This is a genomic window from Azospirillum sp. HJ39 (assembly GCF_041507355.1).
In the GTDB taxonomy this organism is placed as follows: domain Bacteria; phylum Pseudomonadota; class Alphaproteobacteria; order Azospirillales; family Azospirillaceae; genus Azospirillum; species Azospirillum thiophilum.
In genome coordinates this window covers 1,447,097-1,471,233 of record NZ_CP167911.1, presented here as the reverse complement: position 1 = coordinate 1,471,233, position 24,137 = coordinate 1,447,097, and the positions used below count along the sequence as shown (strand labels likewise).

General features: G+C 66.4%; 25 protein-coding genes. 8 read left to right on the top strand and 17 right to left on the bottom strand.

All coding sequences use genetic code 11. From position 1 onward, the window contains the following. Window positions 1–36: 36 nt before the first annotated feature. Window positions 37–687: an SDR family oxidoreductase gene (locus ABMY26_RS20230; protein WP_372398959.1), complete on the bottom strand. Its 651-nt coding sequence runs from the start codon at window positions 685–687 to the stop codon at window positions 37–39. Between ABMY26_RS20230 and ABMY26_RS20225 the strand changes: the two genes are divergently transcribed. Further along, window positions 680–1,084, top strand: coding sequence for a hypothetical protein (locus ABMY26_RS20225; protein ID WP_372398958.1), 405 nt, complete (start codon window positions 680–682; stop codon window positions 1,082–1,084). The two genes, ABMY26_RS20230 and ABMY26_RS20225, sit on opposite strands and share 8 nt — an antisense overlap. A gap of 188 nt (window positions 1,085–1,272) precedes the next feature. Here ABMY26_RS20225 and ABMY26_RS20220 read toward each other — a convergent pair whose 3' ends face one another. The 3 genes from ABMY26_RS20220 to ABMY26_RS20210 form a co-directional block, all read right to left on the bottom strand. Beyond that, window positions 1,273–2,079, bottom strand: a complete 807-nt coding sequence (locus ABMY26_RS20220) for an SDR family NAD(P)-dependent oxidoreductase (protein ID WP_372398957.1) — start codon at window positions 2,077–2,079, stop codon at window positions 1,273–1,275. 72 nt (window positions 2,080–2,151) lie between these two features. Further along, window positions 2,152–2,712: a carboxymuconolactone decarboxylase family protein gene (locus ABMY26_RS20215; protein WP_372398956.1), complete on the bottom strand. Its 561-nt coding sequence runs from the start codon at window positions 2,710–2,712 to the stop codon at window positions 2,152–2,154. Window positions 2,713–2,825: 113 nt separating this feature from the next. Then, window positions 2,826–3,752, bottom strand: a complete 927-nt coding sequence (locus ABMY26_RS20210; protein ID WP_372398955.1) for a LysR substrate-binding domain-containing protein — start codon at window positions 3,750–3,752, stop codon at window positions 2,826–2,828. Window positions 3,753–3,862: 110 nt separating this feature from the next. Between ABMY26_RS20210 and ABMY26_RS20205 the strand changes: the two genes are divergently transcribed. Together ABMY26_RS20205 and ABMY26_RS20200 are read left to right on the top strand one after the other, a co-directional pair. Continuing rightward, window positions 3,863–4,486 (top strand): glutathione S-transferase family protein, encoded by a 624-nt coding sequence (locus ABMY26_RS20205; protein ID WP_372398954.1) that lies wholly within the window; start codon window positions 3,863–3,865, stop codon window positions 4,484–4,486. 65 nt (window positions 4,487–4,551) lie between these two features. After that, window positions 4,552–5,229, top strand: a complete 678-nt coding sequence (locus ABMY26_RS20200) for a peroxiredoxin-like family protein (protein WP_372398953.1) — start codon at window positions 4,552–4,554, stop codon at window positions 5,227–5,229. 365 nt (window positions 5,230–5,594) lie between these two features. Here the strand turns inward: ABMY26_RS20200 and ABMY26_RS20195 are convergent, their stop codons facing one another. From ABMY26_RS20195 to ABMY26_RS20185, 3 genes are read right to left on the bottom strand one after another with little or no spacing between them, the layout of a single operon-like run. Further along, window positions 5,595–6,215 carry a response regulator transcription factor gene (locus tag ABMY26_RS20195; protein WP_372398952.1) on the bottom strand — a complete coding sequence of 207 codons (621 nt, stop codon included), beginning with the start codon at window positions 6,213–6,215 and terminating at the stop codon, window positions 5,595–5,597. A gap of 13 nt (window positions 6,216–6,228) precedes the next feature. Beyond that, complete coding sequence (locus ABMY26_RS20190; protein WP_372398951.1) at window positions 6,229–6,588, bottom strand: response regulator; 360 nt, start codon at window positions 6,586–6,588, stop codon at window positions 6,229–6,231. A gap of 22 nt (window positions 6,589–6,610) precedes the next feature. Further along, window positions 6,611–8,005 (bottom strand): sensor histidine kinase, encoded by a 1,395-nt coding sequence (locus ABMY26_RS20185; RefSeq protein ID WP_372398950.1) that lies wholly within the window; start codon window positions 8,003–8,005, stop codon window positions 6,611–6,613. Between the two features lie 186 nt (window positions 8,006–8,191). Between ABMY26_RS20185 and ABMY26_RS20180 the strand changes: the two genes are divergently transcribed. Both ABMY26_RS20180 and ABMY26_RS20175 read left to right on the top strand, forming a co-directional pair. After that, window positions 8,192–9,085, top strand: coding sequence for a helix-turn-helix domain-containing protein (locus tag ABMY26_RS20180; RefSeq protein ID WP_372398949.1), 894 nt, complete (start codon window positions 8,192–8,194; stop codon window positions 9,083–9,085). A 234-nt stretch (window positions 9,086–9,319) separates the two neighbouring features. Next, entirely contained in the window at window positions 9,320–12,220 is a 2,901-nt protein-coding gene (locus ABMY26_RS20175; RefSeq protein WP_372398948.1) for a winged helix-turn-helix domain-containing protein, read from the top strand. A 54-nt stretch (window positions 12,221–12,274) separates the two neighbouring features. Here ABMY26_RS20175 and ABMY26_RS20170 read toward each other — a convergent pair whose 3' ends face one another. The 10 genes from ABMY26_RS20170 to ABMY26_RS20125 form a co-directional block, all read right to left on the bottom strand. Next, entirely contained in the window at window positions 12,275–12,985 is a 711-nt protein-coding gene (locus ABMY26_RS20170; RefSeq protein ID WP_372398947.1) for a glutamine amidotransferase, read from the bottom strand. Window positions 12,986–13,176: 191 nt separating this feature from the next. Continuing rightward, a complete protein-coding gene (locus tag ABMY26_RS20165; RefSeq protein ID WP_372398946.1) occupies window positions 13,177–13,878 on the bottom strand; it encodes a hypothetical protein in 702 nt (233 codons plus the stop codon). 55 nt (window positions 13,879–13,933) lie between these two features. Continuing rightward, on the bottom strand, window positions 13,934–14,578 hold the full coding sequence (locus ABMY26_RS20160; protein ID WP_372398945.1) for a MarR family winged helix-turn-helix transcriptional regulator: 645 nt from the start codon (window positions 14,576–14,578) through the stop codon (window positions 13,934–13,936). 96 nt (window positions 14,579–14,674) lie between these two features. Further along, window positions 14,675–15,460, bottom strand: a complete 786-nt coding sequence (locus tag ABMY26_RS20155) for an SDR family NAD(P)-dependent oxidoreductase (protein WP_372398944.1) — start codon at window positions 15,458–15,460, stop codon at window positions 14,675–14,677. Between the two features lie 9 nt (window positions 15,461–15,469). Further along, a complete protein-coding gene (locus tag ABMY26_RS20150; RefSeq protein ID WP_372398943.1) occupies window positions 15,470–16,924 on the bottom strand; it encodes a catalase in 1,455 nt (484 codons plus the stop codon). Window positions 16,925–17,003: 79 nt separating this feature from the next. Further along, the gene (locus ABMY26_RS20145; protein ID WP_372398942.1) at window positions 17,004–17,954 is read right to left on the bottom strand and encodes an MBL fold metallo-hydrolase; all 951 of its coding nucleotides are present in this window, start codon (window positions 17,952–17,954) and stop codon (window positions 17,004–17,006) included. Between the two features lie 41 nt (window positions 17,955–17,995). Next, on the bottom strand, window positions 17,996–18,826 hold the full coding sequence (locus ABMY26_RS20140; RefSeq protein WP_372399041.1) for an alpha/beta fold hydrolase: 831 nt from the start codon (window positions 18,824–18,826) through the stop codon (window positions 17,996–17,998). 174 nt (window positions 18,827–19,000) lie between these two features. Further along, window positions 19,001–19,564 carry a cysteine hydrolase family protein gene (locus ABMY26_RS20135; RefSeq protein WP_372398941.1) on the bottom strand — a complete coding sequence of 188 codons (564 nt, stop codon included), beginning with the start codon at window positions 19,562–19,564 and terminating at the stop codon, window positions 19,001–19,003. A gap of 287 nt (window positions 19,565–19,851) precedes the next feature. Then, window positions 19,852–20,016 carry a hypothetical protein gene (locus tag ABMY26_RS20130; protein ID WP_372398940.1) on the bottom strand — a complete coding sequence of 55 codons (165 nt, stop codon included), beginning with the start codon at window positions 20,014–20,016 and terminating at the stop codon, window positions 19,852–19,854. Between the two features lie 79 nt (window positions 20,017–20,095). Then, complete coding sequence (locus ABMY26_RS20125; protein ID WP_372398939.1) at window positions 20,096–20,902, bottom strand: DeoR/GlpR family DNA-binding transcription regulator; 807 nt, start codon at window positions 20,900–20,902, stop codon at window positions 20,096–20,098. A 237-nt stretch (window positions 20,903–21,139) separates the two neighbouring features. Between ABMY26_RS20125 and ABMY26_RS20120 the strand changes: the two genes are divergently transcribed. From ABMY26_RS20120 to ABMY26_RS20110, 3 genes are all read left to right on the top strand, one after another. Continuing rightward, on the top strand, window positions 21,140–21,925 hold the full coding sequence (locus ABMY26_RS20120; protein WP_372398938.1) for an ABC transporter permease: 786 nt from the start codon (window positions 21,140–21,142) through the stop codon (window positions 21,923–21,925). After that, window positions 21,922–22,947 (top strand): ABC transporter ATP-binding protein, encoded by a 1,026-nt coding sequence (locus ABMY26_RS20115; protein WP_372398937.1) that lies wholly within the window; start codon window positions 21,922–21,924, stop codon window positions 22,945–22,947. The genes ABMY26_RS20120 and ABMY26_RS20115 overlap by 4 nt, the downstream gene beginning before the upstream one ends. Before the next feature lie 63 nt (window positions 22,948–23,010). Continuing rightward, window positions 23,011–24,123 carry an extracellular solute-binding protein gene (locus tag ABMY26_RS20110; RefSeq protein ID WP_372398936.1) on the top strand — a complete coding sequence of 371 codons (1,113 nt, stop codon included), beginning with the start codon at window positions 23,011–23,013 and terminating at the stop codon, window positions 24,121–24,123. Window positions 24,124–24,137: the final 14 nt, after the last annotated feature.

Here is a 24,137-nt window from a genome sequence, read left to right as displayed (position 1 = left end):
TCCACGTCATGAACCGGCCGGACCAAAGAGACAGGCTCAGGCGGTCGGCACCGTGCCGCCATCGATGACGAATTCGGTCCCGGTGATGCAACCGCCTCGGTCGGAAACGAGGAAGGCGATGAGATCGGCAACCTCCACTGGCTTGGCAGGACGGCCGAACGGAATACCGCCGAGCGATGTCATCAGCCCCTGTCGCGCGGCATCCATATCGGTACCGGCTTCCTCGTCGCGGTGAACTGGTCGAAGCTGCATGACGCGCTTGCCGGCCTGCCCGAATGGTCGGGGCGCATCGTCATCGACGCCAACAACCCGATCGAGGCGCCGCTGTTCAAGCCCGTGCCTCTTGGCGACCGGTCCTCGTCGGAAGTGGTCGCCGGCCTTGTCCCCGGCGCGCGGGTGGTGAAGGCGTTCAACCATCTCCAACCGCATCTGCTCTCCGGCGATCGGTCCGGCGATGGCGGCAAGCGCGTTCTGTTCTATTCCGGCGACGATGCCGACGCCAAGGCGCGGGTGGGCGCCCTGGTCGATCAACTCGGCTTCTTCGGCATCGACCTCGGCTCGCTCGCCCTCGGCAGCCGCCTGCCCCAGTTCCCTGGCGGACCACTCCCCGCTCTGAACCTTGTGAAAATCCGAACCGTCGCACGGCGGCTGCCAAGCCGCTCGGGAAGGGATAAACACAATGTCCAATGCGGATCACACGGCACATCCATCCGAGGAACCGGACTACAACCGTCTTCTGCGCTCGAACCTGGAGCACGTCTTCAATGAGCGTGATGCCGGGAAGCGCGACGCAGCCATAGCGGAACTCTTCGTGGCCGAGCCGATCATGTACGAACCGACGACCATCGTAAGAGGACGCGCGGCTATCTCGGAGGTCGCGGGCACCTTGCTGGAGCGGTTCGGACCTGCGTTTCGTTTCCAGCCCGAGGGTGACGCCGTCGGGCATCACGGTCTCGGATCGCTGTCATGGAAAGCCGGTCCAGCCGATGGCCCGGTTGCGGTCATGGGAAGCGATGTCGCTGATATCGCCGACGGCAGGATTGCCAGACTGTGGGTGCTGCTCGATCCGGAAAAAGCTCAATAACCTAAGGTTGATTGAAGCCATCCCCCAATCGCCAGCTTGACGGGCCGGAGCGTGAGGGCTTCCGATACCCGGATTCGAAGCCCTCAATGCCCTGGCGTAATACTTAACGGCCATGGACTCGGCGTAGAGGCGCCCATGAAGGATCGGCTCGGGGCGGCCCGATCACCGCTCCCGCTGCCGATCCTTGCTTACAAAGCGGCATGCTCCCTGACCGCTGCCTCAAGGCGGACCTTGAGATCGAGGAACCGCGCGTCGATGGCCAGCGGGTCGTCGCGGTTCAGCGCGATCATCGCCGCCCGGGCTTCGCCGCCGCGGATCACCTCGAGCGCATCCGTTTCGATCCCCGCCACGATGGCCGCGGCGACGGCTCCGGCACTTTCGCGGGTGAAGCCCAGCTCCGGACCGGCGTTGTTCGACGCCATCATCGGGGTGTCGGTGGCGCCCGGGTAGACGGTCAACACATGGACGCCCTCGCCCTTCAATTCGCGGCGCAAGGCTTCGCCGAACCGTGCCAGGCCCGCCTTGGCGCCGGCATAGGGGGCATAGAATGGCGCGCCGACGAGCCCGAGGCCCGACGATATGTTCACGACCATTCCCTCGCCGGTGGTGCGCAATGCCGGAAGGGCGGCCCGCGTCAACAGGATGGGCGCGGTCAGGTCGACGGCGATCATCGCAAGGATGTCCTCCTCCGCGATCTGCTCCAGCCGCCCGGCGCGAACGCCGCCAGCGTTGTTGACCAGGATGTCGAGTCCACCCAGCGCGCCGAGTGCGCGGTCGAGCGTTTGCTTGCGCCCGTCGGCGGTGGCGACATCGGCCACGATGCCGGTCACCGATGCTCCAGCCTTCTGCAAGGCCTCGACCGCGGCGGTCAGCCGGTCAGGGCGCCGGCCGGTGATGGCGATGGCCACTCCCTTCTCGCCCAGTGCCTGGGCGGCGGCAAAGCCGATGCCGCTGGAGCCGCCGGTGATCAGCGCGCGTTTTCCAGAGAGAATCATCTCAACTCCGTATGGATCGGGTCAGTGGTGGGGCCCGTCGGGTGCGTGACGAGAATGGCGCTCCGCTCCGTGTCAGGCACCGGCGGGCTTGCTCCACTCGTTGCCCTTCATGAAGGCGTCGAGCGGCGTGTGGGTGATGTGGTTGGTGTAGTTGCTCATCACCTTGGTGGCGACGCCGAGCACCACCTCCAGGACGTTGCGGCGGGTGAAACCGGCCGCCAGAAAGGCATCGACGTCCTCGTCAGCGACCCAGCCGCGATTGCGAACCACCAGCGTGGCAAAGCGGTGCAGCGCCTCCAACCGAGTGTCGGGCAGTTCGCTGCCGGCGCGCAAAGCGGCGATTACGTCCTCGCCCATCTTCTGCATCCGGGCGAGCGTGGTATGGCCGGCCATGCAGTAGTGGCACTCATTCTCGAAATTGGCGGTCAGATAGACGACCTGCTGCTCATGGGCGGTGAGCGTGGTCTTGGCGAACAGGTCCCACAGCGCCGTGTAGCCGGCCAGCAGTTCCGGCGACTCCGCCATATAGGACTGCAGGTTGGGCACGAAGCCGAAAGCGGCCTTCACGCCCTCGAAAATGGGCTTTGCCGCATCCGGGGCGGTGTCGAGGGTATGGCTGGTGAACTGGGTCATGGTGGCGGTTCCTTGTTCCGTCGGTTGCGTTCGACGGAGCGGACCCTGACCCATTCCAGAGGCGGCGCGTAGGCGGGCTGCGCGACTAATGCCTATGCCTCCTGGGAATGGCCTCACTGGGAATGGCGTCCACCCGGGTCCGTTTCCTCTGCCGGAGCATCCTCGCCGTTCACAATGCCTGCGACGAAATCAGCGAAGGCGCGCGCCTTGGTGCTGGCCAGCCGGCCGGTGGGGAACACCGCCCACAGGTCGATCGGCGGCAGCGTCCAGTCCTCCAGCACCCGCCGCACCGAACCGTCGGCAAGCTCGGGACCGAACATCCAGTCGGACGCGACCGCCAGCCCCAGATCGGCAAGCACCGCCGCCCGGATCCCTTCCGCCGCGCTGACCCGCAGCCGGCCGCGCACCACGACCGACGCTTCGGTCCCGCCCTGCCGGAACGACCAGCTGTTGCTGAGCTGGCTGTAGACCACCGCGTCATGGTCGGCGAGGTCGGCCGGGGTCCGCGGCACGCCCGCGCGGGCGAGATAGCCGGGCGTCGCCACGACCGAGCGGCCGCCGCTCGCGATCCGCCGTGCCACCGCCGTCGAGTCCGACAGCGTGCCCATGCGCAGCGCGACGTCGATCCCCTCGGACACCAGATCGATCACCCGGTCGTCCAGGATCACCTCCATGTCCAACTCCGGATGACGGCTCAGGAACTCGGGCAGGCGCGGCACGATCAGCAACCGGGCGAAGGTGGTCGCGGCGGAGATGCGCAACCGGCCCGACAGACCGGCACCGGCGCCCCGCGCCTCCAGTTCCGCTTCATCCGCCTCCCGGATGGCAAGCCGTGCGCGCTCATAAAAGCGCAGCCCCGCTTCGGTGGGCGTGAGGCCATGCGTCGACCGCAGCAGCAGGCGCACCTGCAGCCGCTCCTCCAACTGCGCGATCGTCTTGGAGATGGCCGGCTGGCCCACCCCCAGCTGCCGGGCCGCGCCCGAGAAGGACCCGTTCTCCACCACCCTCACGAAGCTGGCCATCGCCTGCAATCGGTCCATCGCTATTCCTGACAGGAATTTACATTATCGCTCCAGCCGGGCTGCCACCCGGAGATTGGAATGGCGATAACTCTCCCATCGGCGGCGACGCCGCAAGGGAGAACCGAAACATGATCGAGCTTTATGGATTTGCGACGCCGAACAGCGTCAAGGTTCCGATCGCCTTGGAGGAGATGGGGCTTTCCTATGTCCTGACGCCCGTCAACATCCGCCGGGGCGAACAGAAGGCCGCGGATTTCCTGGCGCTGAACCCCAACGGCAAGGTGCCGGTGCTGGTGGATGGGGGGCTGGTGCTGTCGGAAAGCGCCGCCATCCTCGTCCATCTCGCCGAGAAGACCGGCAGGCTGCTGCCGCGCGACGGTGCGGACCGGGCTAGGGTGTTCGAGCAGTTGTTCTTCCACGCCTCCGCGCTGAGCCCGGCCTTCGGCAACGCCGGGTTCTTCAAGCGCCTTGCCGCCGAACCGCAGCCGCTCGCCGAAGCGCGTTTCACCGCCGAGGCGAACCGCGTGCTCGACCGGCTCGACGCGCTGCTCGGGGAGCGCCGCTTCGTCGCTGGCGACGACTTCACCATCGCCGACATCGCCCATTTCGGCTGGCTGTGGCGCCGCGAATTCCCCGGCCTGACGCTCGATGGCCGTCCGGCTCTTGTCCGCTGGTTCGACGCCGTCGCGGCCCGGCCTGCCGTTGGACGCGCGATCGCCCGCGTCAAGGCTCTCCTTCCCCAGGCTGCCTGACGTCTCCGTTGCGAACCAGGCCAATCCAAGATTTCCCTCCGCTCCCTACGATGAAGGACTTCCCCATGTCGCTCCAGGACAAGCTCGATGCCTTCAAGGCCGATTTCCAGGCGGGCAAGCCGCCCTACAGCGTTCCCCGCCCGGTGATCGAGACGATGCACCGCGCCACCGCCGAACTGATCGCCTCGGGCGCCGCCGGCCTTGCGCTCAAGGCCGGGGACAAGGCCCCCGCCTTCACGCTCAGCGACCCCGACGGCAACGCGGTATCGTCCGCCGCCCTGCTGGCGGAGGGACCGCTGGTGGTCAGCTTCTACCGCGGCGTCTGGTGCCCCTACTGCAACATGGAGCTGCAGGCGCTGCAGGCGGCGCTGCCGACCTTCCGGTCATTCGGTGCAAACTTGCTCGCCATTTCGCCCCAGACTGCCCCGAACAGCCGCAAGTCGGTGCGCCAGAACGGGCTCGGCTTCCCGATCCTGTCGGACCCGCACAACGACGTCGCCGCCGCGTTCGGCCTGCGCTTCGCGCTGCCCGATTATCTGGTCGAGCTGTACAAGGGCCTGAAGAACGACCTGCCGGCGTTCAACGGCGATCCGAGCTGGACCTTGCCGATGCCGGCCCGCTTCGTCATCGGGCAGGACGGCACGATCCTCTATGCCGAGGTCAACCCGGACTACACCCGCCGCCCAGAGCCCGAGGACATGCTGCCGGCATTGCGCAGCGCCGGCCGGACGGCGGCCGCCTGATCCCCGCCGGCTCGAACCGCGTCAACAACGCCCCCGCTCCCTACCGGAGCGGGGCCGGAGATCAACGATGCAACGCAGTTTCCTGTTCACCGGCGCGAGCGAGAGCGCTCTGTTGCAAAATTATCTTGCAAGCGCGAGATGACGATTACGGGCATCACATCCGTCAGCATGGCCCGTGTCCGGCAGGGCCGCTGCCGCTCCGGATCGGAGAAGGCCCATTTCAGAAAATCCGCTTCCCACTTATCTTGCTTTTTGGGTCACCGTTTCGACGACCGGACCGAAAACCGAGTAGGCGTAGAAAATGGCGCATGGAAGTCCCGACGATCCCTGCTCCTCCCGCATGTGCCGCCAACGACCCAGGCCATTCATCGCCGCCGCCGGGCGGGGATTCCGAGTTGCGCGGCCATGAGGACAAGATCGGGCAATGACCGGGCCCCCATCTTCTCCATCATGTGGCGCTTGTGCACCTTTGCCGTTATCTCCGAGAGACCGAGTTCCCCGGCGATCTGCTTGTTCATCAGGCCTCCGATGGCGCAAGCCAACACCTCTCGCTCGCGGTCAGTGAGGGTGCCATAGCGATCGGCAAGCTCGCGACGGGCCAGGTTCTCGTCCAAGGCCGCGCTGTCCGCTTCTATAGCCCGGCTGATCGCCTCCAACAGCACGTCATCCTCGACAGGCTTGGTCAGGAACTCGATTGCGCCGCCACGTATGGCGCGCACAGTCATGGGAATCGTGCCGTAACCGGTCAGGAAGATGATCGGCACGGTGCTGCCCGCACCCCGCAACGCTTCCTGCACGGCAAGCCCGTTCTGACCCGCCAGCCGCACGTCGAGCAGCACGCAGCCTGGACGGTGGGCGAGCGTCTTTTCGGCGAGTTCTTCGGCATCGGAATGTTCGACGGCGGTCAGGCCCGCCGTTTCGCAGAGCCTCTTCAGGGCTCTGCGCAGCGCCGGATCGTCATCGACGATATGGACGACAGGCTTCATATCAGACAGTAAATCATGAACCATGCCGCGAATTGAACCTCGAAAGGCACGTTTCGAGGATGGCCGCATCGAACGGCTTGGTGAGATAGGTCGATGCTCCCGAATCCAGCGCCCGCTGCCGGATCGCCTCGTTCGGATAGGCGGTCATGGCGATGAGGGGAAGCGAGGGATGCCGCTCGGAGAGCGCCTGGATCAGGTCGATGCCCGTGACCCTGGGCATCTGGAGATCGGCCAAGACGCAGAACAGTCCCTCGACCGCACCGTACGACAGCAGGGATTCAGCGCTGTCGAACAGAAGAACCTCATAACCAATGGACAGGACGAGCCTTCGCAGTGCAGTCCGGATGAAGGGATCGTCGTCGACGATCGCCACGACGTCGCGCGTCCGTCCGGTCTCAGTCATGGGCGATCGGCAGTGTGAAATGAAAGGCAGCCCCGCCTCCCGGAGCCTGGTCCACCCAGATGTCCCCACCATGCGCATCGAGGCAGTTGCGGCATATGGCCAGCCCCATGCCCATGCCGCCCGGCTTGGTCGAATGAAACGGCTCGAAGATCTGCGCGCGCCGCTCCGGCGCCACTCCCGGCCCGGTGTCGGTCACGTCGACCGCAAGGGACGACTGCGCGACGCGGAGGCTCACGGTGATGTCCCGACGGCCCGGCCAGTCCCCCATGGCTTGCGCGGCGTTCAGCATCAGGTTCACGAACACCTGCTGGATCTGCACCGGGTCGGCCAAGGCGAGCGGAAGATCGCCGGGTGCAGCGAGGTGCACGACCGCGCCGTGGGCGCGCAGGTCCGTTTCCACCAGCAGATTGGCATTGCGGGCCACCTGGACGATGTCGACCGGAGTGAAGGATCCGGGGGATTTGCTGAAGTGCGAGGTGATGCGTGCCACGACGTCGCGCGCGCGCGCGGCCTGGGTGACGACGTCCTGCAGGGCGGCCGCCGCTTCCGCGACATCCGCCGGGGTTGCCCTGAGCAGGCGCTGGGCCGCCTGGGCGTTTGCCAGGATGGCGGCAAGCGGTGAGTTGACTTCGTGCGCGACCGAGGCGCTGAAGGCATTGGCCGTCGAAATACGGGAGGTCTTGGCGGCGTCGGCTTGGGCGGCAACAAGCCGCGCCTGCGCCTTCTTGTAGGCGGTGATGTCAACGGAGGTCACGACGATGTTCGAAAATCCGCCAAGATCGCGCGGCAGCATGGCGGTGAAGAGCGTATCGATCTCGACCCCCTGCTTGGTCGTCAGATGGGCCTCGGAGCGGAAGAACCGGTCGCCGCGGCCGAAGGCCACCAGCCACTGCACGAAGGTCTGGTCGGTTTCGGGAAGCAGCCGGTCGAGCGGGCCGATGTAGACGTCCTTTCCGGGCGCGCCGGTCTCCTCCAGCGTGAAGGCATTCACGTCACGGATCATCACGCGCGCCTTCAGCGCCCGGAGTTCGTCCGGACGGGTGGCGAAGTGGCTCTCCAGATCACTGACCCCCGCTTGGCGCAGCGCCATGACGGCCTCCGCAACGGCAGTCCAGTCCTCTCGCCACATGGAGATGCCGGCCCGCTCGAAAATCTCTCCGTATTGCCGCCGGCAGTGCGACGTCTCCCGCTTCAACCTCATCATGGAAAGGACGGCCAGAACGGCGGACAGGAGTGCCGCCGCTCCGGTCAGGAGCACCACGTCTTGCCGCTCGGCCGGTTGCGAGGCGGCAACCGCCGCCAGGATCACCGGGGCGAAGACCAGCAGGGCGGAAATGGCGAGGTCGCGCGCGGCGATCGGCCAGCGGCGCGGCGCAGCGGCGGTCATCCACGCCGGCAACCCGGCGGGATCGGGCAACGCCCCAGCCGAGGTTTCTGCAAGGCTTGGCCATCTGGAAAAGACTTGCCGCATCCACCTCGCCTCCGGATGAGAAGCAGTAGCAGCCTGGCGTCGCCACGTCTGCGATACGCCTGTATAGTGGCCGAGGGTTGCCGGTGATTCCATAGTGCTCCAATGAACCTGCACGCGCACGGCACCTTCAAGTTTCCCAACGCGGGCCTGGCCGCCACATCGCTCGGCCGTGGCTGGAACGGTGTCGCCGCCGAGTTGCGCTCGCACCCGGCCGGCGATTTGCCCGCGATCGTGCCGACCCAGATGGAGATCACGCTGGCCACGCGCCGCAGCCCGGGCGCCTTCGTCAGGCGCAAAGGGGCCGGCGTCCGCCAGCGCTCCGCCGTCGAGGAAGGCACCATCTGGCTGTGCCCGGTCGGCGTCGGCGAGGACGAAATCAGCATCTCCGCACCGCTCGACGAAATCCTGCACATCTACCTGCCGGCCGATCGCTTCGACGGGCTCGCCGACCTCTATGGGGACGCGCGCATCCGTGCAGATGCGATCAGATATCTCGCGGACCTGCGCGATCCGCTCATCCGGCAGATCGGCCTGTCGATCCGGGCGGAACTCCTGCAGGAAACCTCCGCCGGCCGGATGATGGTCGAGTCCGCCGCGCTGGCGCTGGCCGCCCGCGTGGCCCACGCCTACGCCCACGACCGCCCGGAACCCTCGCAGGCCCAGCAGGAAGCGGACTGCCCAAAGCGGATTTCGCGGGTGATCGACTTCATCCGTGACAACCTGGAACGCGACATCTCGGTCGGCGAGCTCGCCACGGTCGCCTGTCTGAGCCCCTTCCACTTCGCGCGCATGTTCAAGCGGCTGACGGGCAAGACACCCCACGGCTTCGTCAGCGCCGAACGCTTTGCGCTGGCGCGGAAACTTCTCGGCGATCCCGATATGCCACTTGTGACGGTGGCCCATCGGTCCGGCTTCTCGACCCAGGCGGCGTTCAGCACAGCCTTCAAGCGGGCGATGGGCTGCACGCCGGGAGCCTATCGCCGACGCCTTTCCTGAAGACGTGAATGCGACGGACACCAGCGTAAGGTCACGATCGCAGGCGATTGCGGACCGGCACCGTCAACGCGACAACCCGGCGAAAAACCTCCGCAGTTTCACGAAAGACCGGAGAGGGAAAAACGGCGACAGTGCCTTTCCAACGCAGCCAGGCGTCGCAGGCTGCCTCATGTCACCGACCGTTCCGCCGATCCGCCGATCCGCCCTGCAGAACCTTCCGACGAGGAGCGCCGCATGGAAGAGGAACTGGAATTCGGCCCTTTCAGGGTCATACCGTCTCGGCGCATGCTGCTGCACGACCGGCAGGTGGTGCCACTCGGCAGCCGGGCGATCGACATCCTGATTCATCTGATCGCCCACGCAGGCGAGGTTCGCACGAACAGAGAGATCGTGAAGCATGTCTGGCCCGACACCGTCGTGGACGACGCCAATCTCCGGGTGCACATTTCGGGCATCCGGCGGGCACTGAACGACACCCAGCGCCACCCCCAATTCATCGCCAACATTCCCGGCAGGGGCTATGCGTTCATCTCGCCGGTGACCAAGCGGCGTGCGTTGGGCGAGGCCGGGGAAGCCGGCGACCCCGTGCCCCGCCCCTTCACGACGGACCCCGGCACGGGGCGGGTTTTCGGGCGGGAGAGCGTGGTCGAGACGATCTCCGCACACCTCTGCCGCTCCCGGCTTCTCACCATCGTCGGACCGGGAGGCATAGGCAAGACGACGGTCGCACGCGCGGTCGTCGCGCGCGTTCCCTCGGACCTCCACATCGTCTGGATCGATCTTTCCTCCGTGGGCGGCGGGGGCCTCGTGCCGACCGTGGTGGCATCGGCGCTCGGCATCCTTTCGCGAACCGACAACATTCTGCGCGAGATCGCCGCTCATCTGCGCACGCGCCCCGCTCTGCTCGTCCTGGACAGCTGCGAGCATCTGGTGGGCAGTGTCGCGGCGTTCGCCGAGTGCCTGCTGGCCGAGACCCGGGAACTGCGCATTCTTGCGACCAGCCGCGAACCATTGAGGGCCGCCGGGGAGCGTGTGCACCGCATTCCGCCGCTGGAGCTTCCGGCGGCGGCGCTGACCGCGAGCGCGGCGATGAGCTCGCCAGCAGTTCAGCTTTTCGTGGAGCGCGCGGATGCTTGCCTCGGGCAGTACGAACTGACCGATGAAGACGCACCCTATGTCGGCGACATCTGTGAAAAGCTCGACGGCATCGCGCTTGCCATCGAACTGGCGGCCGGCCGTCTGGAGACGATCGGAGTGAAGGCTTTGGCCCGCTCCTTGTCCGATTGCTTTCGAGTGCTGACCCGCGGCCGCCGAACCGCGCTACCCCGCCATCAGACGCTGAGGGCGACACTCGACTGGAGCTATATGATTCTGCCCGAGCCGGAACAGTCCGCTCTGGGTGAGTTGTCGGTCTTCCGTGGCCGGTTCAGCGAAGAGGCGGCGGCAGCCGTCGTTTCCGGGGGAAACGCGGAAGCCGTGCTCGCCGCGCTCGTAGCGAAATCGCTCGTCGTGGCGGAGGCCTCATCCGCCCCGACGGCATATCGGCTCCTCGATACCACCAGGCTTTACGCATCGGAAAAGCTCGCCGGGACCGGCGATGCCGATACCGTCACGGCAAGATTGACCGAGTATCTGCGCGCCACATTCGAAAGCGCGGACCACGAGCTGATGTCGGCAGCGGTGGCCGACTGGACGCGCAATTACACACAGCACACGGACGATCTGCGCGCCGCGCTGGAATGGGCCTTCGCCGAACGGAGCGATCCACTGCTGGGCGTGCGGCTCACCGTCGCCGCGCTGCCCTTCTTCTACCGGCTTTCGCTGCTCGACGAGTGCCTGGCCTGGGTCAGGCGTGCCATCGACTACCTGGATGCCCGTCCCGGCCTGGACGAGCGGAACCGCATGAAGCTGTATGCGGCACTCGGTTGGCCCCGGATCCATGCGGCGGGCGCACCTGAACACGGTGTCGCGGCGTGGTCCAAGGCCTTGCGGATCGCCGAGGATATCGGTGATATCGATCATCAGCTCCGGGCGATCTGGGCACTTTGGGTCGATGCGATCAACCGCGCCGAACCGCAGCTCGGATTGACCTTCACGGATCGCTTCCGCGCTCTCGCCCCGTCCTCCCCCGATCCGGCCGACGCGGTCATCGGCAAAAGGCTGTATGGCGCGACCCTGCACTGGCTCGGCCGCCACGCCGAAGCCCGGGATCACCTTCTGCAGATGCTCGGCGAATACGCGGCACTGCCTGCGAGCTGCCATTCCGTGCGCTTCCAGTTCGATCAGACTGTTACGGCCCGCATTGCTTTGGCTCGCTCCAATTGGCTTCTGGGGGAAGAAGAACAGGCCTTGCGCGAGGTGGAAGACGCATTGGCCTGTGCCAGCGACATCCAGCACGATCTCTCTCTCAGCAATGCCCTCGCGGAGGCGGCCTGCCCGATCGCGCTGCTAGCGGGATGCGATGATCTTGCGATCCATTATGTGGCACTTCTCAAGGAACATACGAAGGCCCTGTCGCTTGACGTATGGAATTGCTACGCCAACTGCTTCGAGGCTGAGATCGCGCTCCGGAAGGGGCGTCCCGCCGACTGTGCGCATCAGCTGCACGTGAACCTGCCGACTCTCCGCAACAGCGGCTTCACATTGTTCCAGACGATCTTTCAATCCGTCGCGGCGCGGGCACTCCGTGAGCTGGGCAAGCATCCGGAAGCGCTGAGGGTGATCGATTCCGCGATCGAACACTGTGCATCTTCGGGAGAGCGATGGTGCCTTGCCGAACTCCATCGCGTGAAAGGCACGATCCTTCTCGGCGATGGCCTGCCCAACACCAGGGAGCGGGCGGGCGAAAGCTATCGGCAAGCGCTGGCCGAGGCGCGTCGGGATGGCGCCGTCGCATGGGAGCGTCGCGTGAATGCCGATCTGCATGCGCTGTCCCAGTCCTGCCGGATGCCGGAGGGTGGCCGGGTCAGGGGCGTCCAGTCCGCGGGACCCGGTCGCCTTTCGGAGCCTTCAGGTCTGAAAAGGAGAGAGCTGCCCAGGATGGGCAACCGGTCTCAGGCCCTCTGTCTGGCCCCATGTTCGCCTGCGGAAATCCCTTCGCGGGTTCGGCAGCACGGGCAAGGGCGGGTTCGCTGACCTCGGATCCTGCAAGGCCGGTGGATGCATGACCTTCCCGCCCCGGCCCTCCTGTCAGCTCCGATCCTCCAAACCGGACAGCCACTGCGTGATCATCCTGTCGGCCGCCTCGCGCAAAGCCGGCCCAGTGGTGCGCGCACTCCGCCGAAGGGCTGCCGGGTCGATCCCGGCGGCCGCCAGTTCGGCGGCATGACCGACGAGCCAGCGCTCGAATCCGTCGCCGCAGTCCACCTCGGCGTGGAACTGGAGCGCGAGAACCTCTCTGCCGATCGCGAAGGCCTGTTGCTCGACGACGTCGCTGGAGGCGAGGTTCGTCGCGCCGGGAGGAAGTGAATAGGTATCGCCGTGCCAATGGAGCACCGGCGTTCCCTCCAGATGACGCAGCGGGCTCCCTCGCCCGGCAACGGTAAGGGAAAGGGGCTTGAAGCCGATCTCCTTGATACCCGAAGGAAAGACGCGCGCGCCGGCGGCGGCGGCGATCAACTGTGCGCCCAAGCACACGCCGAGCAAAGGCCGCCGGGCTGCGAGCCTCGCGGCGATGAACGCCTGTTCATGGGCCAGGAACGGATAGACCGTCTCCTCGTAGACCCCGATGGGTCCGCCCAGGACGACGAGCAGATCCGGATCCTGGAGATGGTCCGGCGGAAAGTTCGCATCTCCGACGTCGGAATAGCGAATCTCGTAATCCGCCTGCTCGAAGGGCAAGGCGAAGGTTCCGAGATCTTCGAAATGGACATGCCGAAGCACGAGCGCGGTCCTGGTCATGGATTACCTCTCCTTCGGCGCCGATGGTTCGGACGCCGGTCCCGGAATCGGCACCGCTTGCTGCGGCGAGAGCCGGCGCGATTGCACTTCCGGTGAGAATACGGATATTGGAGTTGCTCCCCTCTCTCCATTTGCCTGGAGGAAGAAGCAAGCCGGTCCACCGATGGCAGTCGGTGGACCGGCGCCCTCTCTTACTTGCCGGTGACGACCTTGCCGGGAAGGCTGAGATTGCCCGACGCCACCTTGAACACGTTGTCGACGCAGAGCAGCGGCGAATGGAGGTTGCCGTTCACCTTGAGCCCGGCCGTGACGCCGTCGAACGAAGCGCCACCGATGCCGCCGAGCAGGGACAGCGGGATCGAAACTTCGACTGCATCGCCCTTGAACGTCGTCGGGTAGTCCGGACTGTCGATCAGCAGCGGGACCTTCGGCCAGGTGGGCGGAACCTTGGGCGTCTGACCCTTCGGAATATCGGTCACCTTCAGTCCACCCTTGCACGCCTTGTCCTCGTTCAGGACGACCCAGTGCGGGTGCCAGACGTCGCGGTTGCGCCCGTCATAGGCGGCGTCGTCGAAATCCGGATGGAAGGTGACGGCAAGGGCGACGATGCCCTGATCCCGTTCGAAGCCGATTTCACCGCTGTTCAGCGAGGTCGGCCAGACATAGGCGTAGACCGCCGAACCTTCGAACTTGCCCGTGGCGGCCGGCTTGTCTGAACCGGCTGTGCCGCGCACGCGCGTCGTGAAGATGGCCTTGTCCTTCTTCGTGACGACGACGGTCTCGATGATGTCGAACGACGCCGTCACGGCTTCGACGGGCTTGGCTTCGATCGGGTGGGCGTGAGCCGCACCGACCCATAAGGATAGCGTTCCGGCGGCGAGCGCCCCGGTCAAAAACTTTGTGAACATAGTCATGCGTCCTTCCGTCTCTTTTGCCTGGAGGTTTGAGCTATCCGTTGTGAAAGACGCCCCAAGTGGCAGCTTGGAGCGAAGGATCGGCTGTGGAATGGTCACGGCACTCGATGCGGACGTCCCGCTGGCCGAATGCCGCGTTCACGAAGGCGCAATGATGCGGCTTCGCAGCATTGGCGTGGGCGTAGGGCCGGAAATGGCGGCAGCTCACGCACATGCGCTGGATGGGGATGGCGCCGACGTCCTGCAGCCGCTTGATCATCGTGACCAGGGTCATCAGAAGATGTTCCTTGTCCGAATCCGAAAGCGCGCCCGCCGCCTGTTCCAGGACGCCGGGCACCGGATCGCCGGTCACGAGCGCCGCGCCGCCCGCCTCGGTCAGGCAGACATCGACGGCGCGCTTGTCGACATTCGAGGCGTGCTTGACGACCAGGGACTTGCGCTCCAGCGCGGCGATGGACTCCGTCGCGGTCGGTTGCGAGACGCCGAGCTGGAAGGCGATGTCCCTGACGGCCGCACCTTCGGCCCGGCCCGCCAGGTATTCGAGGATGGCATGCTGCGTCGGGTTGAGCCCGGCAGCCCTGGCACGGACCCAGTCCTCGGAGCGAAGAACCGAGTCCAGCCGCGAAAGGCCCTCACGGATGCGATGTTCGATCGGTGTCGGGGTTTTCGGCGTCTCCATGGCTCATACCATATACATAGGATTCCTATATATCAAGCGGACGCTGAGCCGGATATCGGATGACTGCCATGCGCGGCCGGATCAGCGGGCGCCGGTTCAGACCGTGTATCTGGCAGCGGGCTGCTTCAAAGACAGGTAAGGGGCCAGTGCCAGCCGGGCGTTTTCCAGGTCGGACCACAGTTGAACGTCCGCCAGCGACGGAATGGTGACGATCTCGCCACGGTCGAAGCCGACGAGCGCCGCATCGACCATGTCGCCTGCTTCCATGATCATCTCCGGCGGTATCACCGCGATGTCGACGCCGGCGCGCTCGAACAGTTCGGTCCGCGTGAAACCGGGAAGCACCGCCTGCACCTGCACGCCGTGCGGCTTCAACTCCGCGGAGATCGCCTGGGTGAATGCGAGAACGAACGCCTTGCTGGCACAATAGGTCGCGTTGAACCGCTCGGGCATGAGGGCGACGACCGAGGCGATGTTGATGATCGCCCCCCGGCGGCGTTTCGCAAACGCCTGGGCGGCGGTGACGGTGAGGTTATGCAGAACGTCGACATTGAGGTGGAGCATGCTTTCGAGTCCGTCCCGCCCGGAACCGAGCAGCGGCGCCTTCGGTCCGATGCCGGCGCAGTTGACCAAGAGCGAAAGCCCGTCGTCGTCCCGGAGCATCGTCAGCACCTGCTCGCGGTCGTCAGCCCGAGTCAAGTCCGCCGGCCAGGGGATGGCAGCAACGCCATGCTCCGTCGCCAGCCGTTCCGCCAGAGCGACCAAGCGGCCGCGGTCGCGGGCGACGAGCACCAGGCCGTATCCCCGCCGTGCGAACCGATCCGCATAAACGGCACCGATGCCTGACGAAGCTCCGGTGATGATTGCCGTTCCCATCGTCATCGTTACCTCCTACTTAACCGCCGATATGGCGGCCAGTTCGATCGCTGCCGCCACGCCCGCGCCGTAGGCCGGGTCGGCAAGGCTGCAATTCTCGATGTGGCGCCGCTGGATGTGGGGTGCGGCACCTGCAATCGAGCGGGCGGTGTTCTCGAACAGGGCTTGCCGCTGTGACGGCCCCATCAGACGGAACAGGTTGCCCGGCTGCTCCCAATGGTCGTCGGCGATCCTGTGGTCCCAATGGGCCGCCATCCCATCCAACGGCAGGGGCGGCTCCCCGGCGTCCGGATGGCTGACCCATTCACCACCGCCGTTGGGAGCGTAGGACGGCGTCGCACCCAGATTGCCGTCGGTGCGCATGGCGCCGTCGCGGTGGTAGCTGTGGAAGGGACATCTCGGCGCATTGACGGGGATATGGTTGAAATTCACTCCCAGCCGGTAGCGCTGGGCGTCACCATAGGAGAAAAGCCGGGCCTGCAGCATGCGGTCGGGGGAAAAGCCGATTCCGGGCACGATGTTGGCGGGGGAGAAGGCCGCCTGCTCCACCTCGGCAAAGACATTCTCCGGATTGCGGTTCAGTTCCAGCACACCGACTTCGATCAGGGAATGGTCGCCGTGCGGCCAGACCTTGGTGAGGTCGAACGGATCGTGGCGGTGAGATGCGGCCTGGGATTCCGTCATCACCTGGATGGCCAGGGTCCAGCGTGGAAAATCCCCGGCCTCGATGCTGTCGAACAGGTCGCGCTGATGGGTTTCACGGTCCTTGCCGATGGCGGCCTCGGCCTCCGCATCGCTCAGGGTCTCGATGCCCTGCTGGCTGCGGAAATGAAACTTCACCCATACCCGCTCGTGGGCGGCGTTGATCATGCTGAAGGTGTGGCTGCCGAAACCATGCATGTGGCGATAGGACCGGGGGATGCCGCGGTCGGACATGACGATGGTCACCTGATGCAGCGCCTCCGGCAGCAGACTCCAGAAATCCCAGTTGTTGCCGGCATTGCGCATGCCGGTGCGCGGGTCGCGCTTGACGGCATGGTTCAGGTCGGGAAAGCGCAATGGATCGCGAAAGAAGAAGACGGGCGTGTTGTTGCCGACGATGTCCCAGTTGCCTTCCTCCGTATAGAACTTCACGGCGAAACCACGGATGTCGCGCTCCGCGTCGGCCGCCCCGCGCTCTCCCGCCACCGTGGAGAAGCGAAGGAAGACGGGGGTTCGTTTCCCGACTTCGGCGAATAGCTTCGCCTTGCTGTACCGGGTGATGTCGTGCGTCACCGTAAAGGTGCCGTAGGCGCCGGAGCCTTTGGCATGCATGCGCCGTTCGGGGATCACCTCCCGGTCGAAATGGGCGAGCTTCTCGATCAGCCAGATGTCCTGCAGCAGCGCGGGTCCGCGGCGCCCTGCGGTCAGGATGTTCAGGTTGTCGGCGACGGGGGCGCCGTTGGCATGGGTCAGAAACGGTTTGGTCATGACGCTCGCTCCGTGTGACTGGCCTGTGGTTGCGGTTTTGCCGGGGATATGCCGATCTTCCGTTCTCCGCCCGTCGCGGTCAGGACAGCGCGACGCAGCGATAGGCGGCGCCATGCCGCTCGGCGATGGCGAAACCGGGGCTGGTCCAGTGATAGCCGAGCATGCGCAGCTTCTCCGCCGCCGCCCGCTCGATCAGACGGCTGCGCGTGGCGATGCCCTGCTCCTGGTCGGTGTCGAAGCCGAAGCGCCAACGTGGATGTTCGAAGGACGCGATGACGTTCGTGATGGCGTCGCCCGTGATCAGCAAACCGTCATCGCCGGCCAGTTCCAGGGAAATGTGGCCAGGGGTATGGCCCGGCGTGGCGAGAACACGGATGCCAGACACCAGTTCGTTCCCGTCGCGCATGCGGACCAGCCGCCCGGCGATGGCTCCCAGGTCGCGGCGGGCGCCCGGCACGAAACCGCTCAAGCCCGGATACCGCGCGGCCGGGTCCTGTTCCACCCAGAAATCCCACTCGGCCGCTGCCACATGATAGGCGGCATTGGGAAAGGAGAGGGTTCCGTCGGGCCGCAGGATGCCGCCGGCATGGTCGGGATGGGCGTGGGTCAGCACGACATGGGTGACGGCGTCGGGAGCGATGCCGGCGGCCAGAAGATTGTCCCGCAGCCGTCCGGCCGTTGCCTGGAACTTGTCCCCCGATCCGGTGTCGACGAGGATCAGCGCCTCGCCCGTCCGGATCAGGGGGATGTTGACGGGAATGTCGGCCGTTCCCTGCCGTCCGCCCAGCCGCCGGATGATATCGGCCTTCTCGGCCGGGTCGGCATCCGGCGCGATGACGGTATCCGGCAGGGTGATGAAGCCGTCGCTGAAGACCTCGATCTGGAATTTTCCGTGTCCGAACCGCCGCGGCGGGGCGGCCGCAGCTTGCCCGGTGACCGTCGTGCCGGCCGTGGCCAGCGCGGCGGCCCCGGCCAGGAATGAACGCCGCGGAAGGGTGAACGGTACGGATCTCTGGACCGGATGGACCATGATTGCCTCCGCCGGTTCATGATGAATGCGCTTCGGGTGGATCAATCCCGGATGAAGGCCAGCAGGTCGGCGTTGATCACGTCCGCGCGCGTGGTGGCCATGCCGTGATCGAATCCCTCGTAAATCTTCAGGCTGCCATGCTTCAGCAACTTGATGCCGAGGATCGCCGAGTCCGCGATGGGCACGATCTGGTCGTCGTCGCCGTGCATCAGGAACACGGGCACGTCGATCGCCTTCAGATCCTCGGTGAAGTCGGTCTCGGAGAAGGCCTTGATGCAGTCGTACTGGGCCTTGATCCCTCCCATCATTCCTTGGCGCCACCAGTTGTCGATCACTCCCTGAGAGACCGTCGCGCCGGGGCGGTTGAAGCCGTAGAAGGGGCCGGCCGGCACATCGCGGTAGAACTGAGCTCGGTTGGCAGCCACCTGGGCGCGGAATCCGTCGAACACCTCCAGCGGAAGGCCGCCGGGGTTCCGGTCGGACCTGACCATGACGGGTGGCACGGCCCCGATCAGCACGGCCTTCTTCACGCGCCCGGGCTCCGCCCGCGCCACGTAGCGGGCGACTTCGCCTCCACCCGTGGAGTGGCCGACATGGATCGCCCCCTTCAGGTCCAGCACGGCGGCCAGCGCCTTCACGTCCTCGGCATAGGTGTCCATTTCGTTGCCGGTGGCCGTCTGGGTGGAGCGGCCGTGCCCGCGCCGGTCATGGGCGACGGCCCGATAGCCCTTCGACAGGAAGAACAGCATCTGGCTGTCCCAGTCGTCGGCCGACAGGGGCCAGCCGTGATGGAAGACGATGGCCTGCGCCTCGCGCGGTCCCCAGTCCTTGTAGAAGATCTCGGCGCCATCCTTGGTCTTGATCGTACCCATGATGTGGTCTCCTGCGTTGGAGGTGCCGGCGATGGCCGGTCCGATGGGGGAAAGGGCCGCCGCGACGAGACCGGCGGCGGTCAGGCCGATGCCGCCCGCCAGGACGTCGCGGCGGGTGGCGCCAGAGGTGGCGCAAGTCAGGATGCATTTCATGATGCGGACTCCTGCGGGCGCTCAGGCCGCGACGGCAACCTTGCCCAGGAACTCGTCCGTGGACAGCAGCGTGGCGTAAGCGAAGCCGAGAGCCGCCATGAAGGCGGCGTGGACGTGGGCCGCCGGTACGGTGATGCCATCAAAAGCCAGATCGCGGGATGCGCAGGCATCGTGGACGACCGTCGCCTTGTATCCGAAATCGACTGCGGCGCGGGTGCAGGCATCCACGCACATGTGGCTCATGGCGCCGCAGATCACCACCTCGTTCACGCCCCAGCCATCCAGCAGGAACTTCAGTTCGGTGTCGCGGAAGGAATTGATCTGGTGCTTCAGCACCACCGGCTCTCCCGGTCGGTTGGCGACGACGGGATGGATCTCCGCTCCTTTGGAGCCGGGAACGAAGAACGGCGCTTCGGTCGTGGCAAACTCATGCCGAATATGCACGACCGGCTCCGTCGCTGCACGGAAGGCGGCGATCAGCCGGGCGGCGTTGGCGGCGGCAGCTTCGACGCCGCTCAAGCTCCATTTCCCACCAGGAAAGTAGTCGTTCTGCAGATCGATGACGATAAGCGCACGCTTGACCATTTCCCAATCCTCCAGGCTGATGGCGTATATGCCTGGAACGATCATGACTCGGCAGTGGCGGTCAGCCCTGTTAAGCGTTGTAAATGGACGTAGAATGTTGCAACGAGAGCTCGTTGCACCCTCCCGGCGCCCGCGCCAGCAGGGGCTTTGAACGGCATTGGTGCACGGAGGCAGGGCGGAGCGGGTTTTCCGGTGGCGAGCCGCTCTGTAGAAGGAGGTCTCCGCCTCCTCTCCCCTGAATGATCAACTGCCGGCATGCCGAACAAACACAGCGACGCCCGGCGCCATCACATCCCGAAGATGCGCTTCACGGTGGCGAATTGGGCGGCGTAGGAGGCCGGGGTGGCCGTCCCACCACGCGCCACGGCGGTTCTGAGCGATCCCGCCGAGACGGCCTCCACCCAGCAGGACCGCCACATCCAGATCACCGCCGAGCACGGACGGCTGGACATCCGTGCGGACATCGCTGCACCAACGTCTCGCCGATCGGCTGACGCCCCCTGCCAGCAAACCGGATGGCGGCCGCTACAGCTACCGCTCCTCGCCGTCGGCGATCTGCACGGCCAGACGCGCCATCTCGAACGCGCGGCCCAGAGCGGCTGGCGGCGGCGAATCCGTGACCAGAAGCCCGAAGTCGCTGGCCGGGGCGATACGGACGATGGCGGAGCGCGCGAATTTGCCGGCATCCGCGACCGCCACCGACCGGCGCGCGGCGGCCATGGCGACCCGCTTGATGCCGATTTTCTGCATGTCGAAATCCATCGGCGCGCCGTCGTCATCGAAACCGGAAATGCCGATCACCGCCAGATCAAGCCGGCAGCGCTCCAGCGTCGCGATCACCGCGTCACCGACCAGCGAACCATCGGCGCCATGCACGACGCCGCCAGTGACGAACACGTCGATGCCGGGCCGGCCGGCCAGCAGGCTTCCCGCCGACAGGCTGTTGGTGAAGACATGCAGCCGCCGCTTGCCGCGCAAGGCCCGCGCCACCGCCTCCACCGTCGTGCCGACATCGAGGAAGATCGACGCCCCCTCCGGCACCAGCGCCGCGACGGCGGCGGCGATCCGTTCCTTGCCCTGCGGCGCGATGGCCTGCTTTTCGACATAGCCGAGCCGGACCGACTGGTCGCGCACCCCGGCGCCGCCATGAAAGCGCTGGAGCAGTCCGACGCCGTCGAGCCGGATGATGTCCCGCCGGATGGTCTGGTCGGACACCGCGAAATGATCGGCCAACGCCTCGATCGTCACGAAGCCCCGGTCGCGGATCAGCGCCAGGATTTCCCGCTGGCGCAGCGGAAGACTCTGTTCCGGGTCGTCCCCTTTCCCGTGCGCCGTCATGCCGCCCAAACCCCACGCCGGATGGTTGTGGAAGAAAACGATCAGGTTCTTACAGCAAGCCCCTGCCGCTGACAAGCGGGAGCCATCGTACGCCACGGTTGCCCACCCCCGCCGCAGCGTTGGCTTCCCGTCGAAATGTCCAGGAAATGCAGCCGGACGGTCACAAAAGGATCATGGAGCCGTGCTATGTAAGAAAACGATCAGAGCGTGATCGAAAACTTACAGATTCGCCGCCTCATGCCCATCGTCACCGCCCTCTATCTGCTGTATCTGGCCGCCCCCATCGCCCTGCTCGCCATCGGGTCGGTGGGGCAGTCCTGGACCAACAGCCTGTTGCCCAGCGGCCTGACCGCCGGGTGGTACGGGCAGCTCTGGTCCGACGCCAGCTTCCGCCGGGCCTTCACCGTCAGCCTGACCGTCTGCGCCGCGACCTGCGCCGTCACGGCGCTCATCGGCGTTCCGCTCGCCTACGCGATCTATGGCGCCTCCCGCCGGGGCGTGCGCGCCGCCGCCCGCGTGCTGTTCCTGCTGCCGGTGGCGGCGCCGCCGCTGGTGCTGGGGTTCGGCTTCATCCTGGTCTTCTCGTCGGACAGCCTCCCCTTCCTCGGCAGCGGCTGGCTGCTGGTCGCCGGCCATGTAGTCTCGACCCTCCCCTACCTGATGCAGACGCTGGTGGCCGACATGCGCCATCTCGATCTCGTCACGCTGGAAACGGCGGCGGAATCGCTGGGTGCCGGCTTCCGCCAGCGGTTGTTCGGCATCGTGATCCCAAGCCTGCGCCAGAGCCTGTCCTCCGGCCTGATCATGGTGGCCGCCCTGTCGATCGGCGAATTCCAGCTGTCCAACCTGATCGCCGGCTTCCTCTCCCGCCCCTATCCGGTGGTGCTGCTCCAGGCCTTCTACGGCGCCACCGGCTTCGCCTGCGCCGGCACCATGCTGTTGCTGCTGCTGGCCGTTCTGTCCGCCCTCGCCTCGGCTTCGGCCGGGCGCGGGCTTCCCTCCAGGAAAGGGACGCCGTCATGAGCGTCGTCGTCGATTCCCTCGCCTTCCGCTATCCCGCCGCCGGGGCGGGCCTCGACGGCGTCAGCCTCGATGTGGCGCCGGGCGAGTTCTGCGCCGTCATCGGCCCGTCGGGCTGCGGCAAATCCACCCTGCTGAAGCTGATCGCCGGCTTTCTCAGCCCAGTGGCCGGGCGGATCCGGATCGCCGGAGCCGACATGACCGGCGTGCCGCCCCGGCTGCGCAACCTCGGCATCGTCTTCCAGAATTACGCCCTGTTCCCCCACATGACGGCGCTGGAGAATGTCGCCTATCCGCTGAAGCTGCGCGGCGTCGGCCGGGCGGAGCGGCTGCGCAGGGCCGGTCAGGCGCTGGAGCGCACCCGTCTGTCGGGGCTGGCCGACCGCCACCCCCGCCAGCTCTCCGGCGGCCAGCAACAACGGGTGGCGCTGGCCCGCGCCCTGGTCTTCGCCCCCGGCGCCCTGCTGCTGGACGAGCCGCTGTCGGCGCTGGACGCCGCCCATCGCGCGGCGATGCGGGACGAGATCCGCGCGGTGCAGCGCGAACATGGCATCGCCACCCTGCATGTCACCCACGACCAGGAGGAAGCGCTGTCCATCGCCGACAAGGTCGCGGTGATGCGCGACGGCGCCCTGCTCCAGCTCGCCGGCCCGCAGGAGCTGTACGACCGTCCGGCCAACCGCTTCGTCGCCGGCTTCGTCGGCCACGCCAACCTGTTCGACGGCACGGTGCGCGGGCCGGATCTGGTAGAGACCGCCATCGGCCCGCTGGCCTGCGACACCGGCGGACTGCCGGCCGGAACCGCCGTCACCCTGCTGGCGCGTCCGGAGGCGGTCCGTACCGATCCGCCCGACGATGCCGTCAACCGTTTCGCCGGGACGCTGGTCCGCGACCGCTTCCTCGGCTCTCTGCGCCGCTACGACTTCGCGGTGCCGGGCGGCACGATCCTGGGCGAAACCCTGTCCCGCGGGGACATCCGCTCGGTTCAGATCCCGCCGGACTGTCTGCGCATCCTTCCCGCCTGACCCGCATTTTTCCCTTCCCCCCGCCGGCCCCGTCCGCCGGCCTCCCTGGAAAGGCCTGACCTGATGAAACGCCTGATCACCGCGGTCGCCCTGTCGGCGGCCGGCCTGATGACCGCCGCCCTGCCGACCGCCGGAACCGCGCTGGCCCAAGCCACCGCCGTCGAAGCGGTCACCGCTGGCGACGAGCTCTATCAGGGCGAACGCGCCCTCTACGAGCAGGCCCTGAAGGAGGGGCTGGTCGTCTCCTTCGACACCGGCCCGACCTGGGCCAACTGGGCGGCGGAGTTCGCCGCCTTCAAGAAGCGCTATCCCGGTGTCGAGATGACCTACAACGATCTCGGCTCCGCCGCGACGGTGGTGGCGCTGGACAAGGCGCGCAACCGCCCGCAGGCCGACACCGCCTATTACTTCGCGGCGTCGGCCTTCGATGCCATGGCCAAGGACGTTGTCGCCCCCTTCAAGCCGGTGAATTTCGACAGGCTGCCCGAGGTGTTCCGCGACCCCGACGGCAAATGGTTCACCATCCATTCGCTGACCGTCGCCTTCGTCGTGAACACCAAACTGGTGAAGGAGGTGCCGAAGAGCTGGGCCGACCTGCTGAAGCCCGAATACAAGAACAGCGTCGTCTATCTCGACCCCCGCTCCACCGGCATCGGGCAGGTGATCGGCTTCGCCGCCAATTTCGGCAATGGCGGCGACATGGACAATCTCCAGCCCGGCTTCGACTATTTCGCCCGCCTGCACAAATCCGGCAACGTGATGCGGGTGGAGGGCACCACCCCCTACGCCAAATTCGTCAAGGGCGAGATTCCGATCTGGATCTCCTACGAGAACGATGGGCTGAAGGCCAAGCACACCGACGGGCTGGGCGATGCCGTCTCCGTCGTCATCCCGGCCGAGGCGTCGGCCGCCGCCCCCTATGGCATCAGCCTGGTGAAGAACGGCCCCAACCCGAACGCCGGCAAGCTGTGGCTGAACTTCATCATGAGCGGCAAGGGCCAGGCCATCTTCGCCGAGGGCTATGTCCGGCCGTCGGTGCCCGGTGTCGCCCTGCCGGCCGACATCGCGGCGAAGCTGCCGCCCGCCCCGCAGGTCCGTCCGCTCGACGTCAAGGCGGCGGCGGCGCGCAAGGCGGCGGTCGATGCCGGCTGGACCAAGGCGGCTCTCGACAAATGACCACCACCCGTCCC